Genomic DNA, 25,015 nt, shown 5'->3' with positions numbered 1-25,015 from the left:
ATGTCTCCATAATTTAGCTTAGCCAATCTGGTTTATTGTATCTCTAAGTTACGATCATTTCTTTTCTTTTAGCGATGAATGTGTTATACAATAGGGAAAACGGCAGATGTTTTTCAACAAGTTTTAGCCGGCTCAGCTTATTTCATTACATTTAAAAATCAAAAAATAGAATGAAATGAGTACTGCTATAAAAACCGCAATTGCCTCGTACGGGATGTCGGGTAAAGTATTTCACGGCCCCTTATTAAAAGTGAATCCTTCCTTCGAAGTGCTTGCTGTTCTTGAGCGATCAAAAGAACTGTCGAAAGAACTTTTTCCGGATGCAAAAATTGTACGCAATTACGATGCTATACTGAACGATTCGGATATTGAACTGGTAATTGTGAATACCCCCGACAAATTACATTACGAGATGGCAAAAGCAGCCATCATTGCAGGAAAACATATAGTTGTAGAAAAGCCTGTCACTTTAAAAAGTAGTGAAGCAAAAGAATTAGCAGAACTTGCCAAAGAAAAAGGAGTGGTTTTCTCAGTTTTTCAAAACCGCAGGTGGGATGCCGATTTCAGAACGGTTGAGCAAGTGATTAAAGAAGCTAAATTCGGTCGGTTGGTGGAGTTTGAATCGCATTTCGACAGGTACCGAACTACTATCACTCCTGATACATGGAAAGAAGAAGGAGACGAATACAGTGGCGTGCTCTATAACCTGGGATCGCATATGGTTGACCAGGCATTTGTTTTATTCGGCTGGCCAAAAGCAGTTACTGCGCATTTAAAAATTGTTCGGAAAAACGGGGTCGTTACCGATTACTACGATATTCGCCTGGAGTACGATGAATTTGCGGCCTTGCTAAAGTGTTCCTACCTGGTAAAAGATCCTGGTCCACGCTATACCATTCATGGTGAATACGGTACCTTTTATAAATATGGCATCGATCCGCAGGAAGAGACCTTGAAAGCCGGGAATTTACCCGAAGGTGAAGACTGGGGCAGGGAAGAGCCGGAGTTATGGGGTACGTTGGTTTACGAAGAAGACGGTGAGGATGTGGAAGAACTGATTGAAACCATTCCTGGCAACTACAATATGTTTTACGATAATATTTTTGAGGCAATCAGAAATAAGGCTGAATTACTGGTAAAACCGAAAGAAGCAGCGAAAGTGCTAAAAATTCTGGAGGCTTGCCTGCTTAGTAACCGCGAAAAGCGAACGATAATTCTTTGATGAGCCTGTAAGACAAATTATCCTTTATTCATCTCTGATAAAGCTCTTTCCATTCGAGCCAGATAGTTTTGGATTTGCTCCGGTGTTTCAAAGCCTACGATCATCATATTTATACTTCCCAGACCAAGAACGAAACGCAGCGAATTGTCAATTTTCTGACTGTCATCGCGTAACTGGCCGTCACCAACGAGTTTCATACCGATCACACCTTTACCCGAGTTGTGTAATTGATGAATCACATCCACCACTTCCTTTGGGTCAGGTTTATCCATTGCAATTCCATACGGATTGATCCTAACGTGGATCACGTCAACCCATGGACTCTTCAATGCATCTTTCATCGCATCGAGCGAATGCACAGAAACACCGTGGGCACGAATTATGCCTCTGGCTTTTAGCGTTTCCATGATCTCCATTTGCGGCTTCATGGTTTCCGTCCAGTTTTCCTCAACCATGCAATGTATCTGAACCAAATCAATTTGATCGGTTTGTAATTCTTGTCTAAACCTGTCGATCACAACATCTGCATCCGGACGTTCTTTTTCGGGAATTCCGCCGCCACGAAACCATATTTTTGAGGTTAATGTCAAATCATCGCGGTCCATTTTTTTCAAAGCTTCGGCCATTAATGGATGCGTGCCGTAGGTATCGGCTAAATCGAAATTCCGGATGCCTTTATCGTATGCAAATTCAAGTGCTTCCAGACTTTTAGCTTTATCTTGCCGTGTAAGATAGCTGGTGCGGTTGGTGGCATGAACGCCGGTTCCCATCCCGATCAATGTGGTTTCAATGCCTGAATTTCCGAGTTTAATACGTTGTACAGGACTGGTTCCCAGTGCATGTGAATTACCGGCATACAATGGATTTGAAAACATTAAATGGGCGGTTCCCAATCCCAGGGCTCCGATAAATTTCCGACGATTCATGTTTGATATAGACATAGCTTAGATATTAATTCTATAAACAATAACGTTTTAGCCGCCTTTTGGTTGATAATGCCGCTTTAACCAGGCGGCCAGACCATCCAGCCCGGGGAAAAGCACACGTTCAGTAATGTTGGCCTGATCGAGTTTGTCCCTGATCTCCCATTTTAATTTAGCGGGTATAATTATTCTCCGGTAAAAATCGGGATGTCTGATCAGCCATTCATCCAGAATAGATGTTGGAGTGGTCATAACCGAGAACAAAGCAAACTGGTTCACAATCCGGTCGTCAAGCGAAGGTGGCTCAAAAAATAAGACCTGTCCGGCTCCGATGGTTTTATCCAGTTGATGAATGGTTGAAAATTTCGATTCGAGAATTTCAACCGTAAAGGCATTACACTTTTCTTCATCAAGTAGCACCTTTAAAGGTTCAGGAATCTGCGCATTTACTTTTACAAAATCAACCTGCCAGATCACCCCGTCGATATCGTATTTTTCGGTATTGGCAGTGGCAAAATGCATGGCCACAAATGGTGAATAGGTCCAATCGAGCAGGCGGGTTGATAAACCATGATGTTGAGCCAGTACCAGCGAGCGAAGCTGTGTTTCAGTCTGTCCCGATTCTGTTGTTCGTGCGTATTTTCTGAAGTTACGAAGCAGATGATATTCCAATTCAGGCCGGTTGCCGCAATTGCGCAGAAAACTGTTTGCGAGTTGGTAGCGGCAATCGGATAAACCACGAAAAGCAAAATCGCTGCGGAATCTTCCCAGCGAGGATTTCCACGAATCAAAATACACTTCATCCACCAGTTGGTTCCAGCTTTCAATCCGAATGTCGTTTGAAGTTATTCTGCAATTCATACTCGCCGATCTTTGGTTTTTAGGTCCTGTAAGTTAAAAGAAAAAGGGAAATCCTGCAGCAAGATTTCCCTTAAACAATATAATTTTTATCTATCTTAAATGTAAGATCATTTGTATTCCAGCACCTCACTGGTGCAGCTGCCGCCACATTTAATCGTGTCGGTTTTTGCTTTTAGCGACTCCGCTTCACTATATTCGATTGTTTTCTCAGATTTGGAGGGAGTTGCTTTTTGAATACTGATTTTTTCTATTCTCGGAGTTGATTTAATCAAGTCGATTTTATTACTCAGTTTTAGTCCTAAAATGTAGAAAATGGAGGATAGTAGAATAATTACTTTCATGGTTTTTTTGCTTTGTTGTAAAAATTCGATTCCAAATTATGTAAATCACAACAAAGTGTAAAATAATATCGGTGAACAACGCCAACTATTCTGCAAACGACTGATTACAGTCTGCAAAAACACTCGAAGATGAAAACCAATGTTTCATCTACTTATTACTTTAAAGCCTAAATTATAGTTAGTTGCGCCAGGTAATCGAAGTGTTCGCCTTTTTTCACCAGTTCGAATCGAAAACCGGCCTCAGTGGCAAGCTTTTGAAGTTTTTTAGAATCAATGAAAAGCCAGTCGAACGTTGTTTTATGATTTTTATAACTCAGCTCGTATTGCATTTCGCCATAATAGTTGCTGTTGTTCAGGTCAATCCACATTGATCCGTCTTCCTCTTCAAATAAATATTTAATGTCGGAAGAATCGATTAAAACCTGACCATTTGGATTTAGCAGACTTTTAAGGTGTACAAGGAGTTTTTTTAATCCCGAAATCGTACCACCAATTCCGGTGCCGTTCATTAATAACAGGAGGGTATCAAATTTCCTTTCAGAAAACTCATAAATGTCGGCATTCAATACCTGTTTAACTCCTCGTTTTTTCATCACCTCAACAGCAAGAGCCGAATTATCGAGCGCTGTAACATCCAGACCTTTTTCCTGCAAAACAAGTGCATGACAACCGGCAGCTGCGCCAATATCCAGAACCGTTCCTTTACACAGTTTCAACGCCATTTTCTCGAGTCCGGGCATTTCATTTTCCTTTCGAAACAAATAGGAAACAGGAATTATTTCATCTTCGGTATAATTTGTATTCACGGCAATGTCGGGCGCCTTACCCTGTTCAAAAAAATCATGAATGGCAGCTCCAAACGGATCGTTGTTGCTCACGGCTGTTGAGTTCATATATAAATGCTGTTAAATTGCTGTAATCAATTGCAGCGCAAAGATACTAATCGTGTAATTTATTTCTATTTTAGTCGCAACTACTTTAAACCAAAACGTATGAAAACGTATTCTTTTCTCGCCTTCATATTAATCGTATTCACTTTCAGCTGTTTGCAGAAGCAGGAAATTTCGGACTGGCGCGGCCCCAATCGCGACGGAATCTATAACGAAACCGGATTGTTAAAAGAATGGCCCGAAAACGGTCCTGAAATGTTGTGGTCGTTTGAAGGACTGGGATACGGACACAGCTCGGTTGCAGCTGCTAATAACAAAGTATTTGTCACTGGAGTAAACGATACAATCGAATCGATGGGCAAACTGTTTGCTTTCAACGATAAAGGCCAGCTGCTCTATGAAAAAGAATACGGAAAAGATTTTAGCCTGAATTTTCATGGTACACGTTCAACTCCGGTTGTTGTGGGTGATATTATTTATATCGAAAGTGGAATGGGAGCAATTTATGCCCTTGATGCCAATTCCGGTAACGAAATATGGTCGAAAGACTTTCAAACTGATTTTGGAGTGGATTCAGTAATCCAGTTCGGGAATGCCGAATCGGTACTGATTGATGGCGATCACCTGATTTGTGTTGCAGGCGGAAACGAAAAGAATGTAGTTGCATTAAATCGTTTTACAGGCGAACCGGTTTGGAGCTGCAAAGGAGAAGGGGAGATAGCGACTTACAATTCCCCGATATTGATTGAGCACAACGGTAAAAAGCTCGTTATTGCGATGACTTCGGCTTCGGTTATGGGAATAGATGCCGAAACAGGCGAAAAATACTGGCGTGTGGAGCAAACTCAAGGCAATAAAATTCACGCCAATACACCAATTTATGCCGATGGGAAAATCCTGGTGGTTAGTGCTGGGCGCGAAAAAACTTCGGGAATGGTTCAGTTGCAATTATCCGAAGACGGGAAAAGTGTGGAAGAAGTATGGCGCAATAACCGATACACAAACCTGATGGGCGGAGTAATTAAGCTTGATAGTTGTTTTTATGGTTCTTCGTACATGAAGGCCGATTGGCGGGTGATGAACTGGAAAAACGGGGAAACACTGGCTGAAAATAAAGATTTTGGCGGCGGCGCAGTTATTTATGCCGACGACAGATTTTATTGTTATGCCGAACGCGAAGGCGAAATAGCACTGGCTAAAGCAACTCCTGAAAGTTTTGAAATTGTCAGTAAATTCGAGGTGCCACTTGGAACCAAAGAACACTGGGCTCATCCGGTGATAAAAAACGGCGTTTTATATGTTCGTCATGGCGATGCGCTGATGGCTTACGATATCAGTGCTAAATCGTGATCTCACCTTGCATGTAAGTCACGGCTTTACCGCCTATTTCAACCCGGTCGTCGAGGTATTTGCAATATAAAGTGCCGCCTCGTTTCGAAACTTGCCGGGCAACCATTTTAGTTTTATTCAGCTGTTTGGCCCAGTATGGAATAAGCATGGTATGTGCCGAGCCCGTTACCGGATCTTCGTTAATTCCGACAGCCGGTGCAAAAAAACGCGAGACAAAGTCGTATTTCTCCGATTTTGCCGTGCAGATCAAACCGCGTTTAGTTGATTCAGCAACACTGGTAAAATCGGGTTGTAATTTCTGAATATCGGATTCGCGGTTAAACACCAGCATCAGATCATCACGTCCGATATAACATTTCACAGGATGCACGTTAAAGGCCGTTTTTAGCCGTGTTGGAATGTATTTGGCCTCAATCTTCGCCGATGGAAAATTCATCACCATTTGATCTTCTTCCTTGGTAACTTTTAGAATGCCGCTACGCGATTCAAACAGTATCTCATCCTTGTCGTATTTCAAATGCTGAAACAATACGTGCGAAGAGGCCAGTGTTGCGTGTCCGCAAAGATCCACTTCGGCCAGTGGCGTAAACCATCTTATTTGAAAGCCATTTTCGGTGGGGCAGAAAAAAGCCGTTTCCGAAAGATTGTTTTCAAGCGCAATATTTTGCATCGTTTCGTCCGGCAACCAGTTCTCGAGTGGAATTACGGCAGCCGGATTCCCTTCGAATACGTTCTCTGCAAATGCATCAACCTGGTAGATGGTAAGTTTCATCTTTAAATATTGTATGGTGTGAGTTAAAATTTCAGTACCTCAAAGTTAGTAGATATTGAACACCGAGTTCTGCAAAAAAGTTTTTACAAGAAAGAATTAATCTAATCTTCTCATTTTGTAGTGTTTAACAAAGAGGCAAGGTGGTTTAGAATTTAACCGTAAGTTTCAGGTTTATCTTTCTTCCGGTAAGGTAATTAGGTACTGCAAACTGATCGCCATAAATACTCGATACCCAAAAATAGGAAATGGTATTGTTGATGTCGAGCAGGTTAAACACTTCGAGACTTAGCCAAAGATCGGTTAAGTCTTTCAACAGCCATGCATTGCTGGTGTTGGCCGGGCTGATGAATACTTTTGAAAAACCCAGGTCGATCCTGCGGTAAGCCGGCATTCTGAACACATCCTGGTAGCGTTCGCCATTTGGTGGTCCAGTGGGTAAACGTGAACCGTAAAAGGCAGACAGTTGCATGCGGTATGTAGGATTTCCGGGGAAATAATCCTGGAAAAACAGGCTGAAATTAACCGTTTGGTCTGTTGGGCGCGGAATATTTCCATGACCGTCGCCTTTTATATTTTCTTCGGTTTGAAGAAAGGATAAACTTGCCCACGACTGCAATCCACTTACAAATTCACCGTTTACCTTCATATCAATACCCGTTGCATAGCCGGTGGCTTCCTGTTCGCCCAGGTAGCGGATACGAACATTATCGATCTGATAGGGAATCAGACGGCTCATGTGCTTGTAATAGGCTTCAGAAGTAAAACGGAACGGACGTCCCCAGGCCTGAAATAACAGATCGCTTCCTCCAACAACCTGCATCGAACGCTGTGCTTTTGCATTGTAATTAATGCTTCCGTCGCTGTTTTTAATTTCCTTGAAGAAAGGCGACTGGTGATACATACCGGCGGACAAGCGAAAAGACATTTTCTTTTCCCATTCCGGAAAATAGGTTAACGTGGCCCGCGGGCTGACCAGCAGTTCGTCGTTAAAATCCCAGTAATTAAAGCGGATTCCTCCGTTCAGGTAGAGGTCACCTGAACTAAGCGGGAAACTCCAGGTATCCTGAATGTAGCCCGAAATTCGGTTTGAACTGATACGGTTTTTGGTATTTATCGAGTAATACAACAAAACCTGAGTGTCAGAATAAGGAATGGAATAACCTGCTGAATCGCGGTAAATCCATTCATTCAGCTGGTCTTCAATTTCTTCATGCTGAAATTTTATTCCCCAGTTGAGTAAATGTTTGTCAGAATTGTATGCTCCTTTGTGGTAAAAGCTGAATACGTTTGCTGTTAGGTAGTTACGGGCGTGATTTAGAAAACTTCCAACGCCAAGGTTTAAGGTGCTGTCGCCGAATTCATCCGAACCCAGGTTTCGTTCAAGCTGATTCAAATAATATTGCCCCAAAATATCGTAAGTTTCCTCTTCTTTGGTATGATATGCCGAACCTATAAATTTCAGGTTCAGGTTTCTGTTCGGGTGATAATTCAGCGTTAACGCTCCCAGGTAGGTTTTAAAATCATCCACTTCCTGTCCTTCGAAATAAATCTTTGTATTCAACGGATTTTGCCAGGTGCCAAAACTTGTCACTCGGTCCTCAGGAATAAATTTGTATTGGTTCTGGGCAATATTCCCGAGAAACGAAATGTCAAATTTTTCGGAAAGCTGGAATGAAATATAAGTCTGAATATCGAGGAATTTTGGATCGTATTCGCCCGTTTCATCCAAACTTCCCAGTATGTACTTACTTGTTTTATACCGGATTCCGGTAATGTGAGAGAGTTTTCCTTTTAAACCAACATCCTCAAAATGTGCAGTGGCTCCCAGAAGACTCATGGTCGCCGATCCTCTGAAATCGCTGGGTTTTCGGTATTTAATATCGAGCACCGATGACATTTTATCGCCGTATTTGGCATTAAAACCACCGGCCGAAAAATCGATGGTGGAAACCATGTCGCTGTTTATAAAACTTAATCCTTCCTGTTGCCCTGAGCGAATCAGGAATGGACGATAAACTTCCACATCGTTCACATACACCATGTTTTCGTCGAAATTGCCACCCCGAACCGTGTATTGCGAACTCAGTTCATTATTTGAGGATACACCGGGCAATGTTTTCAGCATGGTTTCTAAAGCGCCTGAAGCATTTGGAATGGCCGTCACAATTTTAGGATCGAGGCTGGTCAGACTTCCTCCGTTTCGCCGTTGTTCACGCACCACAATCTCTGCCAGTTCCAGATTTTGCTCCGGCATTTCAATGTTTTTGATGATTGTTTCTTCAGCTTTGGCAAAAACAGAATCCTGGAAAGTTTTATATCCCAATAAGGAATATACCACCGTTAGCTGCTTTTTTGCAGGAATGCGAAGCGAAAATTCTCCTTTTGCATTGGTAGTAGTTCCCAGGGTAGGAAATTCTTTTAATACCACATTGACCATGTCAATTGGCACTCCTTTTGAATCTTTCAGAACACCTTTTAAGGTTGCGTTACTGCTTTGCCCAAAACTGAGAGTGGCGGTTAGCAAGAGAATTATGAGGATGTAAAATTGCTTCATTGGCGCAAAACTAATTAACAGGATTTATTATCAACCTTTTATTGATAAATAAATTGTGCAAATGAAGCAATTTTATTCACATTTCTTATTTAGTTATTCCGGGCCAGTCGTCTGTTCGGAACGGATTAGCCGGAAGCTCTTCAAGATTATATAAGTTCAGATCATCGGGATTATCAGCCCAGCCAAAGCGAACTGCCACCGGATCTTTTACTGCGTAGGATTGTACCACCACCGTTGTTGGGTTGATGATCTCAGCTTTAGCCCAGTGAAATACTTTATCAGCACCTGCAATCGCAAAAGCTTTCACATAACCGTATTTGTCTTTTACGGCCAAACCGTCTCCGGTATTGGTAAAAGTGATGTATGCTTTGCCGTCTTTAAACTCTACCGATTCGTAGGTAGGACCGGTGTAAACAATATCCTTGTTGTAAGCTACTTTAAACGCATTCAATGCCAAACGTTCTCCAACATCCTGCTTGTTTCTTGGGTGAATGTCGTTTGCTTCACCAATGTCAATTGCAGAAGCCATTCCGGTATTGCTTAGGTCGAGCGTCAAGGTTTGAGCTTCACGGAGTTCAGCCCAGGCACTTTCAGCAGGTTTTTGTGTAGGTTTCATATAATTGGCCAGTTGTACAAACAAAAACGGAAAATCACCCTGATTCCAGTGTGTGCGCCAATCTTTGATCATATTCGGGAAAATGCGCTGGTATTGTTTCGCACGATCGGCATTCGATTCGCCCTGGTACCAGATCGCTCCTTTAATGCCGTAAGGAACAATAGGATTGATCATTCCATTAAATAAAAGGGTAGGGTACGAATTCGGTCCCAAATCGATGGCTTGTACGACAGCTTTGGAAATTTTGAATTTCCAGTCGCCCGAAATATCAATTTTTTCCTGGCCAATAGCAACATACTGATCCTTCGGATCGCCCCAGATTCCGCCGCCACCGCCGGTGTCGTTCACACGAACGACGATCATGTTTTTACCCGGTTTCAGGTATTTTTTATCGATAGTATAAACCCGCTCTTCATCGTAAGCATTGGTTTTTCCTATTTCAATTCCATTTATAAATGTGATATCAGCATCATCGATTTTGCCCAAATGCAGGTTGAGGTTAGTTTGCGTCTGTTCTTCGATAAGGTCCAGTTCTTTTCGGTACCAGGCAATCCCATCTATATCGAGGTAGCCTTGTTCTTCCCACAAACCCGGAGCTTTTATTTTGCTCCAGTCACTGTCGTTCATATCCGGATCCGACCACAGCGCTTTCCCATTCTGCATACCCTTATCTTCAGTTGGAAGTTCGCCGCCCAACAATTTTCGAACCTTGGCTTCTTTCTCCTTTTTATAAGCTTCCACATCCATTTGCTGCAATTCGACCATGGGTTCCCTGAAGTCCGGATCATTTTTAATGGTTTCAGGACTGGTCCAGGTTTCAGCAACGGTTCCTCCCCACGAAGTGTGAATCAAACCTATTGGCACATCCAATTCTTCGAGTAGGGAACGACCGAAGAAATAGCCTACAGCAGAAAATAAGCGAGCAGTTTCCGGGGTGCATTCCACCCATTCACCATCTGTTAGATCTTCCTGCGGAAATTGCGACACGCGCTTTGATACCGTGAATAAGCGAATATTAGGATAGTTGGCAGCAGCGACTTCATTCTCTCCGTTTTTTGCATTTATAAGTGGCCATTCCATGTTCGATTGTCCTGAACACACCCAAACTTCACCGATCATTACATTGTCAAAAGTGATAGTGTTCTTGCCTTTTATTCTCAATGTAAAGGGTCCTCCATATTCTTGTGCCGGTAATTTTACTATCCATTTTCCACTTTCATCGGCAATGGCTTTTGCTGAGGCTGTCATTATGGTTAGCTTTTCCCCCTCATTTGTATTCTCATTCATGCGAACGACTGTTTTCGTCAGCATTACGGAGATTTCTTCACCACTATCAGCCCAACCCCAAACAGGAATATCTATTCCTTGCTGAAGTACCATATTTGAGCTGAAAATTCTCGGAAGTTTGACGTTGGCGTTTACTCCAATTGTCAGGGCTAACAATAGGATAGCTAAAAGAAATCTTTTTGTGTACATTATAATAAGTTTGATGTTTCCATAAAGCTAATTATTTGCAACAATAAATCTCAGTTTTAGGCTGAATTTAACAGGAAATTTAATTCGTTTTAATTAGCGTTGCATGCGAACTGTTGTACTTGTCGAAAATCTGTAAATGATAAGTTCCTTCAGGTAAATTGCTAATATTCAGATTAAAAGGCAGCTTTTGGATCTTGAACTGCATAACCAGGTTACCTGACTGATTGTACAGGTGACATTGCCAATGTGCAGCGCTGGAAGATAAAGGTTCCAGAAAAGCGACGGTACAATTGCCTGTTGTCGGATTCGGATAAACTAACAAATTATTAAGCGCTTTTGCAGCATTCTCTTCAACCGGTTCTGTCACATTTTCCACATCACGCCAGTTGCGCACATTGTTCTGGTTGAAATCAGGCAGGGCAACATTGCTAACGACCGTGCATTCCTGGTACGAACAACAATTTATGGTATCAAATGCATCGTCAAGTCCATCCATATCTTCGTCGTGAAATGTTATGGAAATATCTGCAACGAAGTCGTTATTCAAATCGTTTGCTTCAATGTAATCACTAATCCCGTCATGGTCCGAATCCTGATCAATATAATCAGGTATTCCATCCATATCCGTATCAACCGGTTCGTAATAATCGCCGCCCAATACAGCGTCAAAAGCGTCGTCCCAGCCATCGCGATTTTCATCCACTAATTTTGGCTGGATGAAATAATCTTCCTGTTGCCATTCGATAAGATCGGTAATGCCATCGTTATCCGAGTCAATGTCAAAACAATCAGGAATGCCGTCGTTGTCTGAATCCAGCAGATCGTCACTTCCTTCGTGAATATTCAGGATTCCGTCGTTATCGTTGTCAATATCTTCATCGTCGGGTACATTATCGCAATCGTTGTCGGGCAAAACCGAAATAAAAACCCGGGCTTCGGTATGCCATTCCCGCTGATAGGCATTCCAAACACAATAACTAACTGTGATCGTTCCCGTAAAACCATCTTCCGGAATATAAACGAAATTTCCATCCGGATCGCAGGTAAACTTTCCGGTATCAGAAGGTACTACGTAGGCAATCTGTGCAACAATTGTTGAATCAATCAGGTCGTTGTCTAACAAATTGCCGCTTAGAAAATCGTTGTTGCAGTTGACCATCAATGTATAATGATCGTCAACAGCCACCGGCGTGTTGTTTTCGCTGTATGAATTTGAAGGAGTGCTTGAGAGTAAAAATAATATTGGTGCGTATAAAAGAACATACACATTCACCAATGCATATAATGCCCCCCTCATTTGCTAATCTTTTGTCTTTTTGCTGCCACAAAACTATAATTACCTGAAGTAGTACAGCAAAAAAAGCATCAAACTTATTAACACTACCTAGTTGAATATCAACAAAATAAAAGAGATAAAAGGAGTGTTTAGTAATCTAAATCTTCCCTGATTTTTTGAAATATTCAGAGATCGACGCAATGTATTGTTCATAGGCGTCGATTCCTTTTGAAGTAATTTTAAGCGTAGTAAGCGGATAATTGTTTTTGAACGATTTTTTTACTTCAATATAACCTGCATCCTTCAGTTTGGTAATCTGGAAACTGAGATTTCCTTTTGTGGTTTCGATGTTCGACAGCAAATATGAAAACTCTGCCGACTTTAAGGGCAGCAGAATGGTCATAATAGAAAGCCTGACCTGAGAATGAAGAACCGGATCGAGCGCTTTAAACATGCTGACTCCTGCTTTTGGTGTACATAATAATTCCCGGAACAACAAAGCATATAAAATTGGCAATTGAGCGAATCAGGAACTGATCGACCAATTCGAAACGCGAACAAAGTACAGCTGCAATCCACATAACCACGCCACTTATCGAGAGCAACTTATAGCGATAAATACCTCCGGTGACAAATAGTGCAAAACCAAGTAATACCATTTGCAAAGGATGAAGCAGCGAAAAATTGACTTCCTGTAAAAAACTTTTTGTTACGATCACATTCAGGTTATGAGCGACAATAATCCCGATCCAAACATAACGTGTGGAAATGGCCGTGTAAGTACTGTATTTTGGTTTACGAAAATAGAGATAGTATACAGTAAAGCCAATCAGCAAAATTGCCGCCAGTATATTCAAGGTATCTATTATATTGCGTTCCCACCAAACCACTATCCGGGTGGATTTATAATACATCAAAAAATATCCGATAGTGAATGAAGTACCCCATAAAACAAGAAGAATCCAGTCGTTGTAGAGGGTTTGTCTGGAAGTGGATACTGCCGTTTTGAGTGTCTTTAGCAATTCGCTTTCGCTCATTTCACGTGGTGTTGCTTTTGATTCCATGTCGTTTTTGTTTATAAAATTAAACAAGTTTGTAATACAGACCAAACTTTGGTTCGTTTATTTTGTTGAAAATTATACAGATCGTTTCCTGTCTTTCAACTGTGTATAAATGTCAGGGAAAGGCAAATCCTGTAAATATTAAATGATGCAGGTTCTGCAGAATTCCAAAACCTCAAACCATGTAATAAAAACGAATAGTTTTATCTTTGGTAAAATTATTCATTAAACCGTTTCTATAATGTCAGATTTTAAATACCAAAAACCATTTCCAATTCTTAAAGACGATACAGAGTACCGTTTACTCACAAAAGATTTTGTTTCAAAGCTTGAGCTCGACGGACGTAAAATATTAAAAGTCGATCCGAAAGGCCTGGAATACCTGGCCAACGAAGCCATTAGCGATGTTTCGTTCTACCTGCGTTCGGCTCATCTTGAAAAATTAGCCAAAATTCTGGAAGATCCGGAAGCAACAGACAACGACCGTTTTGTGGCGCACACCATGTTGATGAATCAGGCTGTTTCTGCAGAAGGTGAATTACCAACCTGCCAGGACACCGGAACGGCGATTGTAATTGGTAAAAAGGGAGAGAACGTTTTTACGGGAGCAAATGATGCCGAATACCTTTCGAAAGGGATTTACACAACTTACGACGAAAGAAACCTGCGTTATTCACAAGTCGTTCCGTTCAGCATGTTTGAGGAGAAAAATACCGGCTCAAATCTTCCGGCCCAAATAGATATTTACGCTGAACAAGGAAATAAATATGAGTTTCTGTTTGTAACCAAAGGTGGAGGTTCGGGTAACAAGACATATTTATACCAGCAAACCAAATCGCTGTTGACCGAAGAAAACCTGACCAAATTTGTAAAGGAAAAAATTATGGATTTGGGAACTTCGGCTTGTCCACCGTATCATCTGGCCCTGGTAATTGGTGGTACCTCGGCTGAAGCTACACTGGCAACGGTTAAAAAAGCGTCGGCGGGCTATTACGATAATTTACCGACTGAAGGAAACGATGGTGGACAGGCTTTCCGTGACCTTGAATGGGAAGAGAAAGTAACAAAAATTTGCCAGGAAAGCGGAGTGGGAGCGCAGTTTGGCGGAAAATATTTTGTACACGACGTACGTGTGATTCGCTTGCCTCGTCATGCTGCATCCTGTCCGGTTGGATTGGGAGTTAGCTGTAGTGCCGACCGTAACATTAAAGCCAAAATTACCGAAGACGGCATTTTCCTGGAACAGTTGGAGAAAAATCCGGCACGCTTCCTGCCTTCAAAAGCGCCATCGATGCAACCGGCAGTAGATATCGACCTGGATCAACCGATGGAAGATATATTGAAAGAACTTACAAAATACCCGATAAAAACCCGTTTAAACCTAAGCGGAACTTTGATTGTTGCCCGCGACATTGCGCATGCGCAGATCAAAAAAATGCTTGACGATGGCCAGCCAATGCCGGAATACTTCAAAAATCACCCGGTGTATTATGCAGGACCGGCAAAAACACCAAAAGGAATGGCATCAGGAAGTTTCGGACCAACAACTGCGGGGCGTATGGATCCGTACGTTGACGAGTTTCAGGATCATGGTGGTTCGATGATCATGCTGGCCAAAGGAAACCGTTCGCAGGCTGTTACCGACGCTTGTAAAAAACACGGAGGTTTCTACTTGGGTTCTATTGGCGGACCGGCAGCAATTCTTGCTAAAAACAGTATTAAGTCGGTTGAAGTGGTCGATTTCCCTGAACTGGGAATGGAAGCCGTTCGCAAAATTAAAGTGGAGAATTTCCCGGCATTTATTATTGTTGATGATAAAGGAAACGATTTCTTTAAAGCGCTGTAAAAGCAACTTTTCAGATATAAAAAAAGAACCGTTCTTTTTCGAGAGAACGGTTCCTTTTTGTCCAAAATATTGATTAGGAATTAAACAAGTTCCACTACAGTAATTTCAGGTGGCATGCCAATGCGGCCCGGAAAACCAATGTAACCAAAACCACGGTTTACATACAGGTATTGTTGCTTTTCTTTGTACAATCCTCCCCAGCGCGGGTATTTGTATTGCACCGGACTCCACTTAATTCCGGCACGTTCGATGCCGAACTGCATCCCGTGCGTGTGGCCTGCGAAGGCGAGCTCGATGTCAGTCTTGCCCAGTACTTCGGCATCCCAGTGTGAGGGATCGTGGCTCAACAAAAGTTTAAATGAATTGGGATCAACGTTCTCCATCGCTTTTTTCAAATCGCCGTGTTGCGGGAAGGGCGGTTTGCCCCAGTTCTCCACGCCGATCAGGCTGATTTCTTCATCATTGATACGGATGATTTCCGTTTCATTCAAAAGCAACTTAAAACCTATCTTTTTATGAAAGCCTTTTATAGCCGCCAGATTTTTCGCCTTTTCTTCCGGTGTTTTCCATTCCGAATAATCACCGTAATCGTGATTGCCAAGGATGGAATATTTACCGATTTTGGCATTCATTTTCTTTAAAATCGGTGCCCAACCTTCGGTTTCTTCGGCAAAATTATTTACCAGGTCGCCGGTGAAAAAGATCAGGTCAGGCTCCTGCTCGTTAATCAGTTCAATCGCTTTTTCAATGGGTTCGTATTTTTTATTAAAACTACCCAGGTGCATGTCCGATATCTGAACAATCTTTAATCCTTTGAACGATTCAGGCAGGCGATTAAAGCTTAAACGCTCGCGCATTACCCGAAATTTGAATTTCCCTTTGGTCACCCCATAAAGAATTGATGCAAACGGTATAGCTGCCAAAAACAACCCCATTTGATACAAGAATTCTGCTCTCTCCATTTTTCTTCCCGACTTAACTTTTAAATCCTTACTGCTTTTTTTCTTTCTAAACCATCTGATCAACCCGCTAATGGCCAGTTGTATGTCTTTTATCAGCACAAAGACGATAAACACAAATTTGGGCAGATAAAACAACGCAAATCCGGCCACCAACCAGCCCGCAAATATATAAGCTTCAGCTTGTTTTACATGTTTTATCCCGAAAACAAACAGGATAAATGCAGCAAAAATTAATATTGAAATTCCCCAAAAAAGAATTCGAATAAATTGCCTTACCAGCCGGAATCCGATTCTGGCGACCAGCGGTTTAATGCCACGCCAGGTATAAACATCCACCAGCAGCATAAACAATAACAAAGGAATCAATAATAAAGCACTTACTCTCATATCTGTTTAAACGCGTTGATATGGTTCTGGCAATACAACAGTTTTTTGGGGAAAATGTTGTTTGTTTAACTTTTATTAGGTGATGGAATTGTGATAAACAATATAAAACTATAATGACTACATTTGAGAGACAAGAATGTAAGAAATGAAAGCCGTTTATTACGAAGAATTTAAAGGGAAAGTGGATGTTCGGGAAGTTCTCAAACCGATAGTTTCAGCTGATAGCGTAATTGTAAAAGTGGGAGCCACCGGCCTTTGCCGCAGCGACTGGCATGGCTGGATGGGCCACGATCCGGATATTGAATTGCCACATGTTCCGGGACACGAACTGGCAGGTACAATTGTTGAAACCGGCAGCAACATCAAAAACTTTATGGTGGGCGATCGCATAACCGTTCCCTTTGTAAGCGGCTGCGGACGTTGCCCTGAATGCCGTAGCGGTAATCAGCACGTATGCGACCAGCAGTTTCAGCCGGGATTTACAGCCTGGGGCTCGTTTGCCGAGTTCGTAGAAATAAAATATGCCGATGGCAACCTCGTTCATCTGCCCGATGAAATCGACTTTGTAACGGCCGCCAGCCTGGGCTGCCGCTTTATTACGTCGTTTCGGGCGGTGATTGATCAGGGAAAAGCAGGTGCCGGGCAGTGGGTAGCCGTACATGGTTGCGGTGGCGTTGGTCTTTCTGCCATTAACATTGCTGCAGGAGCAGGTGCTAAAGTAATTGCCGTTGATATTGATGACAAAAAACTGGAACTGGCCAGAACACTGGGAGCAAATCGTGTTCTTAACGCCCGATTGGTGAAGGATGTCGCGGCAGAAATAATTCGTTTGAGCGGGAGAGGAGCGCATGTTTCCATCGATGCACTGGGCAGCCAGGAAACCTGTTTTAACTCGGTATCCTGTTTGCGAAAACGGGGTAAACACATCCAGGTGGGGCTAATGACCGGCGATCACCAACATCCGGTAGTTCCATTGGACAGGGTAGTAGCGCACGAACTCGAAATAATCGGAAGTCACGGCATGCAGGCTTTCCGCTACGAAGCTGTTTTCGAGATGATTAAAAATGGGAAAGTTCAGCCCGAAAAGTTGCTCGGTCGTACCATTTCGTTGGAAGAAGCACCGGAAGCACTGGTGAATATGGATAAATTTGAAAACCTGGGAGTTACTGTAATTGATAAATTCTGATAATGCAAAATCTGAAAATTACCATCATTCAACCTGATATTATTTGGGAAAATGTAGAAACCAACCTGGATAAGTACAATTACATCATTTCCGGTGTTGCAGAAACGGATGTAATCGTGCTGCCTGAAATGTTCACCACTGGCTTTTCGATGAAAATCGACGAATTGAAAGAAACGATTGACGACGAGAGTGTGAGCTGGATGAAACAGCTGGCAAAAGAAAAACAGGCTGCAGTTGTTGGTAGTTTGATCATTGAAGAGCATGGAAAGGTATATAACCGTGCGGTTTGGGCATTTCCCGAAGGAAGTCTCAGTACGTACGATAAACATCATTTGTATACCATGGGACAGGAGACCGAGCATTACACCGCCGGAACTTCGAAAACAATTGTGGAATACAAAGGCTGGAAATTTTGTCCACTTATTTGTTACGACCTGCGTTTCCCGGTGTGGGCGCGAAATGCAGAAGATTACGATGTACTTATTTACATGGCCAACTGGCCTTCGCCACGGCACCACGTTTGGAAAAACCTGTTGGTTGCACGCGCAATCGAGAACCAATGTTACTGCATCGGGTGTAACCGCGTGGGTTCCGACGGGGCAGGACTGAATTATCTGGGTGACTCGGCTATGGTTTCGCCGAAAGGTTTCGCTGAGTTCATGGGAGAGCAGGAGGCCGTTCAAACCTTTGAAATTTCCTACGACGATTTGCACCGGTTTCGCAAATCATTCCCATTGTTAAGCGATCGCGATCAATTCAGAATCTTATAATTGCTACGAATTCATCAACAGTACACACCTTGTTTTTAATGCCTTTGAAATTTTATTTTTGTTGATCATAACATTCGTTTTCAGACATTTAGTCTTCCTTGTACAATCCGCTACAACTAAAAATTTAGTTCTTGTATATTCCTTTTAATGAGTTTGGTATGAACTTTGTTCTGAATTAAACTAAAGAGTTAGTTTGAAAACTAAATATTTAGTTATATGTTTGTGAAGGACATTGTTCAAAATAATTTCGCGCGAAGTAAAGCTTAGTACATCTGAACGGTAAAAGGATTGTTGAACTTAAAATTTAAAATTCATGGAACTAAAAAAATCGCAAAAAGCCGATCTCGAAGGAAAAAGAAACACCTTCTTTTTGATTGGTCTGGTACTGGCTTTAGGAAGCACACTACTGGCATTTGAGTGGAGTAGCAAACCTACAAAAACGGAAACGCTTGGAAATCTTACGAGTGTTGAAGTGGAGGAGGAAATCATCCCCGTAACGCGTGAGCAACAGGTTCAACCTCCGCCACCTCCGCCGCCTCCCAAAGTTGTAGAAGTACTGAACATCGTTGAAGATGATGTGGAGATCGAAGATGAACTGGAAATAGATGATTCGGAAGCCGATGACAACACTTTTGTTGATGTTGCCCCGATAATTGAAACTGGTGATGAAGAAGAGGAGTCGAATGACCCGGTGCCATTCTTTATTCTTGAACAACAGCCGGAGTTTCCGGGAGGGATAGATGCACTGAAACCCTATTTGGTGAAACAGATAAGATATCCTGTTATTGCCCAGGAAAATGGAATTCAGGGAAAGGTCTATTATTCTTTTACCATAGAGAAAGATGGCTCGGTTACTGATATAAAAGTTATGAGAGGAGTAGATTCCGCTATTGACACAGAAGCGATACGAGTTCTTAAAACTATGCCAAGATGGAAACCGGGCATGCAAAGGGGGAAAGCTGTACGTGTTTCATTTAGCGGAGTTATCAACTTTCAATTGCAATAATAAAAGTGGAATAATTTAAATTCTAAAATGATGAAAACGGCCTTATTTTTGATCCTGTTCACTTTTGCTGCAGCTTTTGCAGTTAGTGCTCAGGACACTGGAAAAGAAAAAGTTTATGACAAAGTAGAAATTATGCCCGAATATCCCGGTGGACAGGAAGCATTACTAAAATTTATTAGCGAGAACGTTAAGTATCCCGAAAATGCCATTAAGAACGAGATACAGGGAAAAGTGTTTGTAAACTTCATTATTGACGAAAGTGGTGCAGTAACCAAGGTTAAAGTGCTTCGTGGTGTTGACGATGATATTGATAAAGAAGCTGTACGCGTTATCAAGCTTTTAGAAAAATGGACTCCCGGAAAGGAAAAAGGAAAAGCGGTAAAAGTAAAGTATACTTTGCCGATTAATTTTGCTTTGAGTTAATCTGAATTTAATTTTTATACAAAATACCTAAGATTTTAGTTGTACGACTAACATCTTAGGTATAGTTTTTGTTAGTTGCAAATAGCTAAAATTGTATAAGATGAAAGAACTAACCAAGGCAGAAGAGCAGGTGATGCAATTGCTCTGGAAGCTTGAAAAAGCTTTCGTTAAAGACGTGATCGAAAAAATGCCGGAACCTAAACCCGCATATAACACGGTTTCTACCATTGTTCGAATTCTGGAGAAAAAGGGTTTTGTGGGGCACAACGCCTATGGAAAAACGCACGAGTATTTTCCGCTCATCAGCCGAAAGGAGTACACACGCTTGTTCATGAAGAACTTTATGCGCAATTATTTCAGTGGTTCGTTCCAGGAAATGGTCTCTTTCTTTGCCAAGGAAGACAATATGAGTATTTCGGAACTGGACGAATTGATGGAAGATGTAAAACGCGACCTGGAAACTGAAAAACCGGAAGACGATGAATCACGCGATTAACTTTCTGGTAGAATCGGGAATTAGCCTGGCAGTTTTTTCCCTGATTTACATTCTTTTCCTGAGGAAGGAAACTTTCTTCAGGTTAAACCGGATATTTCTGCTGGTGTCGGTAGCTTTTTCCATGTTGCTGCCGTTTCTGCATTTAAAAGTATACGAACCGAAATCATTCCTGCTGTCGGAAGTTACGGTAACTCCATATCGAAATTTGCTGGAAGCAGTAACCATTTACGGCCAGGATTTGTCGGGTAACATGGTGCATCAAATCAGTTCAAGCCGGCTGATAATTCTGGTTTATTTGCTTGGTTTGCTGTTTTTTATGCTGAAGTTCATTATGCGAATCTCACAAATTCAAAAGCTCGTTCGAAAAAATGAAATCAGGCGGGTGGGGAATGTAAAATTTGTGCTTATCGATGTCGAGTTTAGTCCATTTTCCTTTTTGAATTACATATTTATTAATCCCGAAAAAAGGAATGAAGAAGGCTACGAAAAAATCATTGAACATGAGCTGGAACACATCCGTCAGGGCCATTCTTTCGACGTGGTTATTCTTGAAGTGCTCACCATGTTGCAATGGTTCAATCCTTTTATGTGGATTCTTAAGAATGTGATTCGCGAAAACCACGAATTTCTGGCCGATAAAGCCGTGCTCGATTCAGGAGTGACAACCACTCAGTACAAAAAATTATTGCTGAACCAGGTTGTTGGTTTCGACGTACAGCTGGCTAATAATTTCAATTCGTCGCTGGTTAAAAAGCGCATAAAAATGTTTTCAAAAATGAAATCGTCGAAACTGGCAAATTTGAAATATGTTGCCGGTGCGCTCAGTATTGTTATTCTCGTCATCATTTTTGCCTGCGAGCAAAAAGAAGCCATCGAAACAGCACCAACGGTAACAGAGAAAGTTGTGTTGAGCATTGAAGGAAAGCAGCTTACAATTACGGGCGACGAAATAATGGGCGTACTGAAGGACTTACTTAGTGCCAAAGATTACCGTATTGACACCACCAGCGATGATGGAATAACATATGTTTCAGCGGAAAAGAATGCCGAAACTGATGTAATAATCAGCAGGATTCTGCCAGATAATGCCGAAGTATTTTACGTTGTGGAAGAAATGCCGGAATTTCCCGGCGGTGATGCAGCCTTGCGTAAATACATTGTTGGCGTTGTAAAATATCCTGAATTGGCTCATGAGCATGGAATTCAGGGAAAAGTATTCGTGAATTTTGTGGTGACAAAAAGCGGAAACATTGCCAATGCCAAGATTGCAAAAGGTGTTGATCCGATCCTGGACAAGGAAGCCCTACGTGTGATTAATTCGTTGCCGGTGTGGAAACCGGGTAAACAAAACGGACAAGCGGTAAACGTAAGTTATACTGTACCAATAAATTTCACGCTTAATTAATTTTTAAGAGTTCAGAACGAAAACGAGTAAAACAATAAAACAATAATCAGAAACCTTCAAAAAAATGTCAGGAAAAATCTACTCAATTCTGCTGCTGTTAATATTCCCGTTAATGGCGCAAACTCAAAATCATATCGATCAACTTATCCTGAATAAGGAATATGATAAAGCCCTGGTTGCAATCAACAAAGAAGCAGCAAGCCATCCGTCAGCCGGTCTGTTTCTGAAAAAAGGACTGGTCTATAAAAACCTTCAGGATTACCAGAATGCTGTGGCTGCCTACACCGAAGGACTTGGATATGAACCAAACAATGTAAACTTACTGGAAGAAACAGCCGAAAGCTTTTCGGTTTTGGGTAACAACCAGGATGCTATTTCATTCTATAAAAAAGCGGTGGAACTGGATACTACTAATCTGGCTTTGGCCGGAAAATTGGGGCGGGTTTATATCAATTTGAAGCTTTACAAGCCTGCTTACCAGGTATTTTCGTCGATTTATGCCAAAGATTCAAGTAATGTGTATTGGAACAAACAGTTGGCTTACTGTGCATTCAGGGTATTTGAGCGCGAGGAAGCCGTTCATTTATACGAAAAAGTGATTGAGGCAAATCCGCGCGATCATGGCTCGTACATCAACCTGATTAACTGCTACAACTGGAAAAAAGAGGGAAACGAGATAATGATGGCCATTCAGAAGGGATTGAAAGAATTTCCAGCTGATCCGGAATTACTTTACGAAGAAGCCATGTATTTTTATAAAACCAAGCGCTATGGCCCGGCCATGGTTCAGTTTGAAAAATACCTCGACGTAGAAGAAATGCCGGAATACGAGACCATAATGAACTACGGAATTGCAACATATTTTGCCGGTTTCGAAGAAAAAGCTCTGGAAATTTTTGGCGATTTATACAACCAGAATCCAAACGATCCGCTGGTGATGTATTACCAGAGTTTATGTTATAAAAAGCTGAAGGATTTTGAGCAATCTGAAAAGTTGATGAAATGGGCAATTGAAGGCTCAACTCCTGATTATGTTTCTGAAATGTATCACCATTTGGGGCAAATTTACGGGCAGCAGCGAAAGTTCAAAGAATCGGTGGAAGCTTTGGAAAAAGCTTATCAAATGAATCCTGATAAAGTTGAGGTCCTGTTCGAAATTGCAACAACTTACGAGGAATTCAATTCGAATAAAACGCTGGCAATGAACTACTACCGGATTTATTTACAGGAAGCAGGTGAGGCTGGCAAGAACACTGAATATGCACTTACCCGAATCGAAAAACTAAAAGAAGATTTGTTTTTCGACGAGTAATCGGCGTTATTTTTTTCCGGTTTTCTCGCGAACCAGGTTGCTGAGCTGAACGCGGCTTTTAACACCTGTTTTGGTGAAAATACGGTGGTTGTGGTCTTTTACCGTTTGCAGCGTTATAAACAATTTTTCGGAAATGGCTTTGTTGGTTTTACCCGAACAAATCTCAAGTACGATTTCGGCCTCGCGCTTCGAAATTTCGTAAGCCGAACAAAAAGCATTAAAATCCATGATCTTTTCTGTTTCAGAAAACTGTTGCCTCAGCCTGATACTTATCGGAATATAAACTCCAACTGCAAATATAAAAGCAATGGAAATGCAGGTCGAAATAAATCCGAAAATATCGAAGAAGCTCATTGCTGTTGAGTAAAGGAGCGTAAGTCCAAACAGAATAGCTGCCTCTTTTAAAGAAAACCCACTTTCTTTTATTTCTTTTCTTTCTGCTTTTTGATTCAGAAAAATCAGCAGAAAAATGAAATGAATCACCAGGTTTATCCCACTTAAAATTCTCACCACAAACAAGTCGGCATTTACCGGAAGTGGTATTATTTGCTTTTGAAAGAGTATTGTAAAGACTAAAACGAGTACTACTAAAGTTGGAAAGAACGAAATTGCAAGTGTTTTTATTGAATTAATGCCATTCAGTTTTAATGCAATTTTCAGCAACATAAACCAACTGACAACCATAAAAGGAACTCCAATAATTGGAACAAACAAAGCCAGCTTGGTCGAAATTGCTTCAGAAATTTGGATGTCACTAAGAATTACACGGAGTGCGATGTTCCCCCAAATGCTGTAGAAAAGAAACGAAAAAAGAAAGATCTGCTGATACAGAAGTATTGAAAGCACCGGCTTTCTATACTGTTGATACAGCTGGTAAGCAACCAGAATTCCCAGTGCCGACATACCTGCCGAAACAACAAATGTTATAACATACGTAAGATTTTCTATCCACATGAGCCAAGACTAAAGTAGTGTACTACAAGTTTACAAACTCCCTGTGTTTACTGTTAACTACGAAAGTAGTGAATTTAAGAAATCCAACTTTGGTAGGAAGGAAATTTTTGTTGCCTGACGTACATTTGATTCAACAAAAACCTGCCTACCGCAGGCAGGCAAAAAACAATGTTCAGTTTAACTTTAAAATTTTAAATCATGGAAAACAATAATTACAGAAACCTGGTTCCGTCGGTTGGAGGAAGTTTCAGCCATGGCTGGAGCAGAATATTTGGAAAACAATTTCTGCCTTTACTACTTACAGTTATAATAATGGGCTTATTGAATGGTCCGTCGTATGGATTGAAGTTTGACAATGATCACTGGGGACCGATGTTTTTTTTATTGCCACTGGCCTTGTTCGGTTTGGCGTATGCCTTTTTATTTTTGCCGGTTCTCGAATTTGGTAAAGACTACATCTTTGTTCAGGCCATTCGCGACGAGGACGTAGATTTGAAAACATTATTCGAAGGCTTCAAAACCAAGTACCTTAATATCGTTCTGGCGAATCTGATTGTGGCGGCACTCGTCATTCTCGGTGTGATGTTGCTAGTTATCCCGGGAATTATTGTAGCCTGTCGCCTGGCGTTTGTCTCGTACCTGGTAATGGATAAAGATATGGAAGCAATGAAAGCCGTAGAAAAAAGCTGGCAGATGACACGCGGTCACGGCTGGAAGATATTTGGAATGGCCATTCTCTCTTTCTTTATATTTTTTGCCGGTGTGATTGTATTCTTCGTGGGAGCAATAGTTTCGTTAATGTGGATACATTCCGCTTTTGCCAGTCTGTACCAATCAGTATTGAATGAAAGCGACGATGATAATCCGATTCCGATTTTAGGAATCAACGAAGTAGTATAAAAAACAAAAAACAAAGCAAGCAGCGA

At 41.6% G+C, this 25,015-nt stretch carries 23 protein-coding genes; 11 read left to right on the top strand and 12 right to left on the bottom strand.

Annotated features, from left to right (window positions below; all coding sequences use genetic code 11):
• Nucleotides 1-175 precede the first annotated feature (175 nt).
• Nucleotides 176-1,222, top strand: a complete 1,047-nt coding sequence (locus tag HFD85_RS07920; protein WP_167607380.1) for a Gfo/Idh/MocA family oxidoreductase — start codon at nucleotides 176-178, stop codon at nucleotides 1,220-1,222.
• Between the two features lie 17 nt (nucleotides 1,223-1,239).
• Here the strand turns inward: HFD85_RS07920 and HFD85_RS07915 are convergent, their stop codons facing one another.
• The 4 genes from HFD85_RS07915 to HFD85_RS07900 form a co-directional block, all read right to left on the bottom strand.
• The gene (locus HFD85_RS07915) at nucleotides 1,240-2,148 is read right to left on the bottom strand and encodes an aldo/keto reductase (protein ID WP_167607378.1); all 909 of its coding nucleotides are present in this window, start codon (nucleotides 2,146-2,148) and stop codon (nucleotides 1,240-1,242) included.
• 48 nt (nucleotides 2,149-2,196) lie between these two features.
• Nucleotides 2,197-3,006 carry an FRG domain-containing protein gene (locus tag HFD85_RS07910; RefSeq protein WP_167607376.1) on the bottom strand — a complete coding sequence of 270 codons (810 nt, stop codon included), beginning with the start codon at nucleotides 3,004-3,006 and terminating at the stop codon, nucleotides 2,197-2,199.
• Between the two features lie 107 nt (nucleotides 3,007-3,113).
• On the bottom strand, nucleotides 3,114-3,347 hold the full coding sequence (locus HFD85_RS07905) for a hypothetical protein (protein ID WP_167607374.1): 234 nt from the start codon (nucleotides 3,345-3,347) through the stop codon (nucleotides 3,114-3,116).
• A gap of 167 nt (nucleotides 3,348-3,514) precedes the next feature.
• Entirely contained in the window at nucleotides 3,515-4,240 is a 726-nt protein-coding gene (locus HFD85_RS07900; RefSeq protein ID WP_167607372.1) for a class I SAM-dependent methyltransferase, read from the bottom strand.
• A 99-nt stretch (nucleotides 4,241-4,339) separates the two neighbouring features.
• Here HFD85_RS07900 and HFD85_RS07895 point away from each other — a divergent pair, with 99 nt between their 5' ends.
• Nucleotides 4,340-5,587 (top strand): outer membrane protein assembly factor BamB family protein, encoded by a 1,248-nt coding sequence (locus tag HFD85_RS07895; RefSeq protein WP_167607369.1) that lies wholly within the window; start codon nucleotides 4,340-4,342, stop codon nucleotides 5,585-5,587.
• Here the strand turns inward: HFD85_RS07895 and HFD85_RS07890 are convergent.
• The 6 genes from HFD85_RS07890 to HFD85_RS07865 all read right to left on the bottom strand — a co-directional run bounded on the left by HFD85_RS07890 (nucleotide 5,577) and on the right by HFD85_RS07865 (nucleotide 13,345).
• Nucleotides 5,577-6,359 carry a PhzF family phenazine biosynthesis protein gene (locus HFD85_RS07890; protein WP_167607366.1) on the bottom strand — a complete coding sequence of 261 codons (783 nt, stop codon included), beginning with the start codon at nucleotides 6,357-6,359 and terminating at the stop codon, nucleotides 5,577-5,579. The two genes, HFD85_RS07895 and HFD85_RS07890, sit on opposite strands and share 11 nt — an antisense overlap.
• A gap of 145 nt (nucleotides 6,360-6,504) precedes the next feature.
• Entirely contained in the window at nucleotides 6,505-8,913 is a 2,409-nt protein-coding gene (locus HFD85_RS07885; protein ID WP_167607363.1) for a TonB-dependent receptor, read from the bottom strand.
• A gap of 85 nt (nucleotides 8,914-8,998) precedes the next feature.
• A complete protein-coding gene (locus HFD85_RS07880; protein WP_167607360.1) occupies nucleotides 8,999-11,005 on the bottom strand; it encodes a sialate O-acetylesterase in 2,007 nt (668 codons plus the stop codon).
• 79 nt (nucleotides 11,006-11,084) lie between these two features.
• Nucleotides 11,085-12,302: a T9SS type A sorting domain-containing protein gene (locus HFD85_RS07875; RefSeq protein WP_167607358.1), complete on the bottom strand. Its 1,218-nt coding sequence runs from the start codon at nucleotides 12,300-12,302 to the stop codon at nucleotides 11,085-11,087.
• A gap of 136 nt (nucleotides 12,303-12,438) precedes the next feature.
• Complete coding sequence (locus HFD85_RS07870; protein WP_167607355.1) at nucleotides 12,439-12,735, bottom strand: transcriptional regulator; 297 nt, start codon at nucleotides 12,733-12,735, stop codon at nucleotides 12,439-12,441.
• Nucleotides 12,728-13,345 (bottom strand): hypothetical protein, encoded by a 618-nt coding sequence (locus tag HFD85_RS07865; RefSeq protein ID WP_167607352.1) that lies wholly within the window; start codon nucleotides 13,343-13,345, stop codon nucleotides 12,728-12,730. Before HFD85_RS07865 ends, HFD85_RS07870 begins: the two co-directional genes overlap by 8 nt.
• Before the next feature lie 238 nt (nucleotides 13,346-13,583).
• Between HFD85_RS07865 and HFD85_RS07860 the strand changes: the two genes are divergently transcribed.
• A complete protein-coding gene (locus tag HFD85_RS07860) occupies nucleotides 13,584-15,188 on the top strand; it encodes a fumarate hydratase (RefSeq protein ID WP_167607350.1) in 1,605 nt (534 codons plus the stop codon).
• Between the two features lie 80 nt (nucleotides 15,189-15,268).
• Here HFD85_RS07860 and HFD85_RS07855 read toward each other — a convergent pair whose 3' ends face one another.
• Nucleotides 15,269-16,537, bottom strand: coding sequence for a metallophosphoesterase (locus tag HFD85_RS07855; protein WP_167607348.1), 1,269 nt, complete (start codon nucleotides 16,535-16,537; stop codon nucleotides 15,269-15,271).
• A gap of 145 nt (nucleotides 16,538-16,682) precedes the next feature.
• On the opposite strand from HFD85_RS07855, the gene HFD85_RS07850 reads away from it, so the two are divergent.
• The 7 genes from HFD85_RS07850 to HFD85_RS07820 all read left to right on the top strand — a co-directional run bounded on the left by HFD85_RS07850 (nucleotide 16,683) and on the right by HFD85_RS07820 (nucleotide 23,135).
• Nucleotides 16,683-17,723 (top strand): zinc-dependent alcohol dehydrogenase family protein, encoded by a 1,041-nt coding sequence (locus HFD85_RS07850; protein ID WP_167607345.1) that lies wholly within the window; start codon nucleotides 16,683-16,685, stop codon nucleotides 17,721-17,723.
• 2 nt (nucleotides 17,724-17,725) lie between these two features.
• The gene (locus tag HFD85_RS07845) at nucleotides 17,726-18,493 is read left to right on the top strand and encodes an amidohydrolase (protein ID WP_167607342.1); all 768 of its coding nucleotides are present in this window, start codon (nucleotides 17,726-17,728) and stop codon (nucleotides 18,491-18,493) included.
• Between the two features lie 313 nt (nucleotides 18,494-18,806).
• Nucleotides 18,807-19,499 (top strand): energy transducer TonB, encoded by a 693-nt coding sequence (locus HFD85_RS07840; protein WP_167607339.1) that lies wholly within the window; start codon nucleotides 18,807-18,809, stop codon nucleotides 19,497-19,499.
• Between the two features lie 27 nt (nucleotides 19,500-19,526).
• Nucleotides 19,527-19,922: an energy transducer TonB gene (locus tag HFD85_RS07835; RefSeq protein ID WP_167607336.1), complete on the top strand. Its 396-nt coding sequence runs from the start codon at nucleotides 19,527-19,529 to the stop codon at nucleotides 19,920-19,922.
• A 100-nt stretch (nucleotides 19,923-20,022) separates the two neighbouring features.
• The gene (locus HFD85_RS07830) at nucleotides 20,023-20,418 is read left to right on the top strand and encodes a BlaI/MecI/CopY family transcriptional regulator (protein ID WP_167607334.1); all 396 of its coding nucleotides are present in this window, start codon (nucleotides 20,023-20,025) and stop codon (nucleotides 20,416-20,418) included.
• Nucleotides 20,402-21,823, top strand: a complete 1,422-nt coding sequence (locus HFD85_RS07825; protein ID WP_167607331.1) for a M56 family metallopeptidase — start codon at nucleotides 20,402-20,404, stop codon at nucleotides 21,821-21,823. Before HFD85_RS07830 ends, HFD85_RS07825 begins: the two co-directional genes overlap by 17 nt.
• A gap of 64 nt (nucleotides 21,824-21,887) precedes the next feature.
• Nucleotides 21,888-23,135, top strand: a complete 1,248-nt coding sequence (locus tag HFD85_RS07820; RefSeq protein WP_167607328.1) for a tetratricopeptide repeat protein — start codon at nucleotides 21,888-21,890, stop codon at nucleotides 23,133-23,135.
• Between the two features lie 6 nt (nucleotides 23,136-23,141).
• Here the strand turns inward: HFD85_RS07820 and HFD85_RS21840 are convergent, their stop codons facing one another.
• A complete protein-coding gene (locus HFD85_RS21840) occupies nucleotides 23,142-24,089 on the bottom strand; it encodes a helix-turn-helix transcriptional regulator (RefSeq protein ID WP_277345452.1) in 948 nt (315 codons plus the stop codon).
• A gap of 198 nt (nucleotides 24,090-24,287) precedes the next feature.
• Here HFD85_RS21840 and HFD85_RS07810 point away from each other — a divergent pair, with 198 nt between their 5' ends.
• On the top strand, nucleotides 24,288-24,989 hold the full coding sequence (locus tag HFD85_RS07810; protein WP_167607326.1) for a DUF7847 domain-containing protein: 702 nt from the start codon (nucleotides 24,288-24,290) through the stop codon (nucleotides 24,987-24,989).
• Nucleotides 24,990-25,015: the final 26 nt, after the last annotated feature.

The sequence above is a fragment of the Maribellus sediminis genome, assembly GCF_011799805.1.
Taxonomy (GTDB): Bacteria; Bacteroidota; Bacteroidia; order Bacteroidales; family Prolixibacteraceae; genus Draconibacterium; species Draconibacterium sediminis_A.
This window is presented reverse-complemented; position numbering and strand designations above follow the sequence as displayed.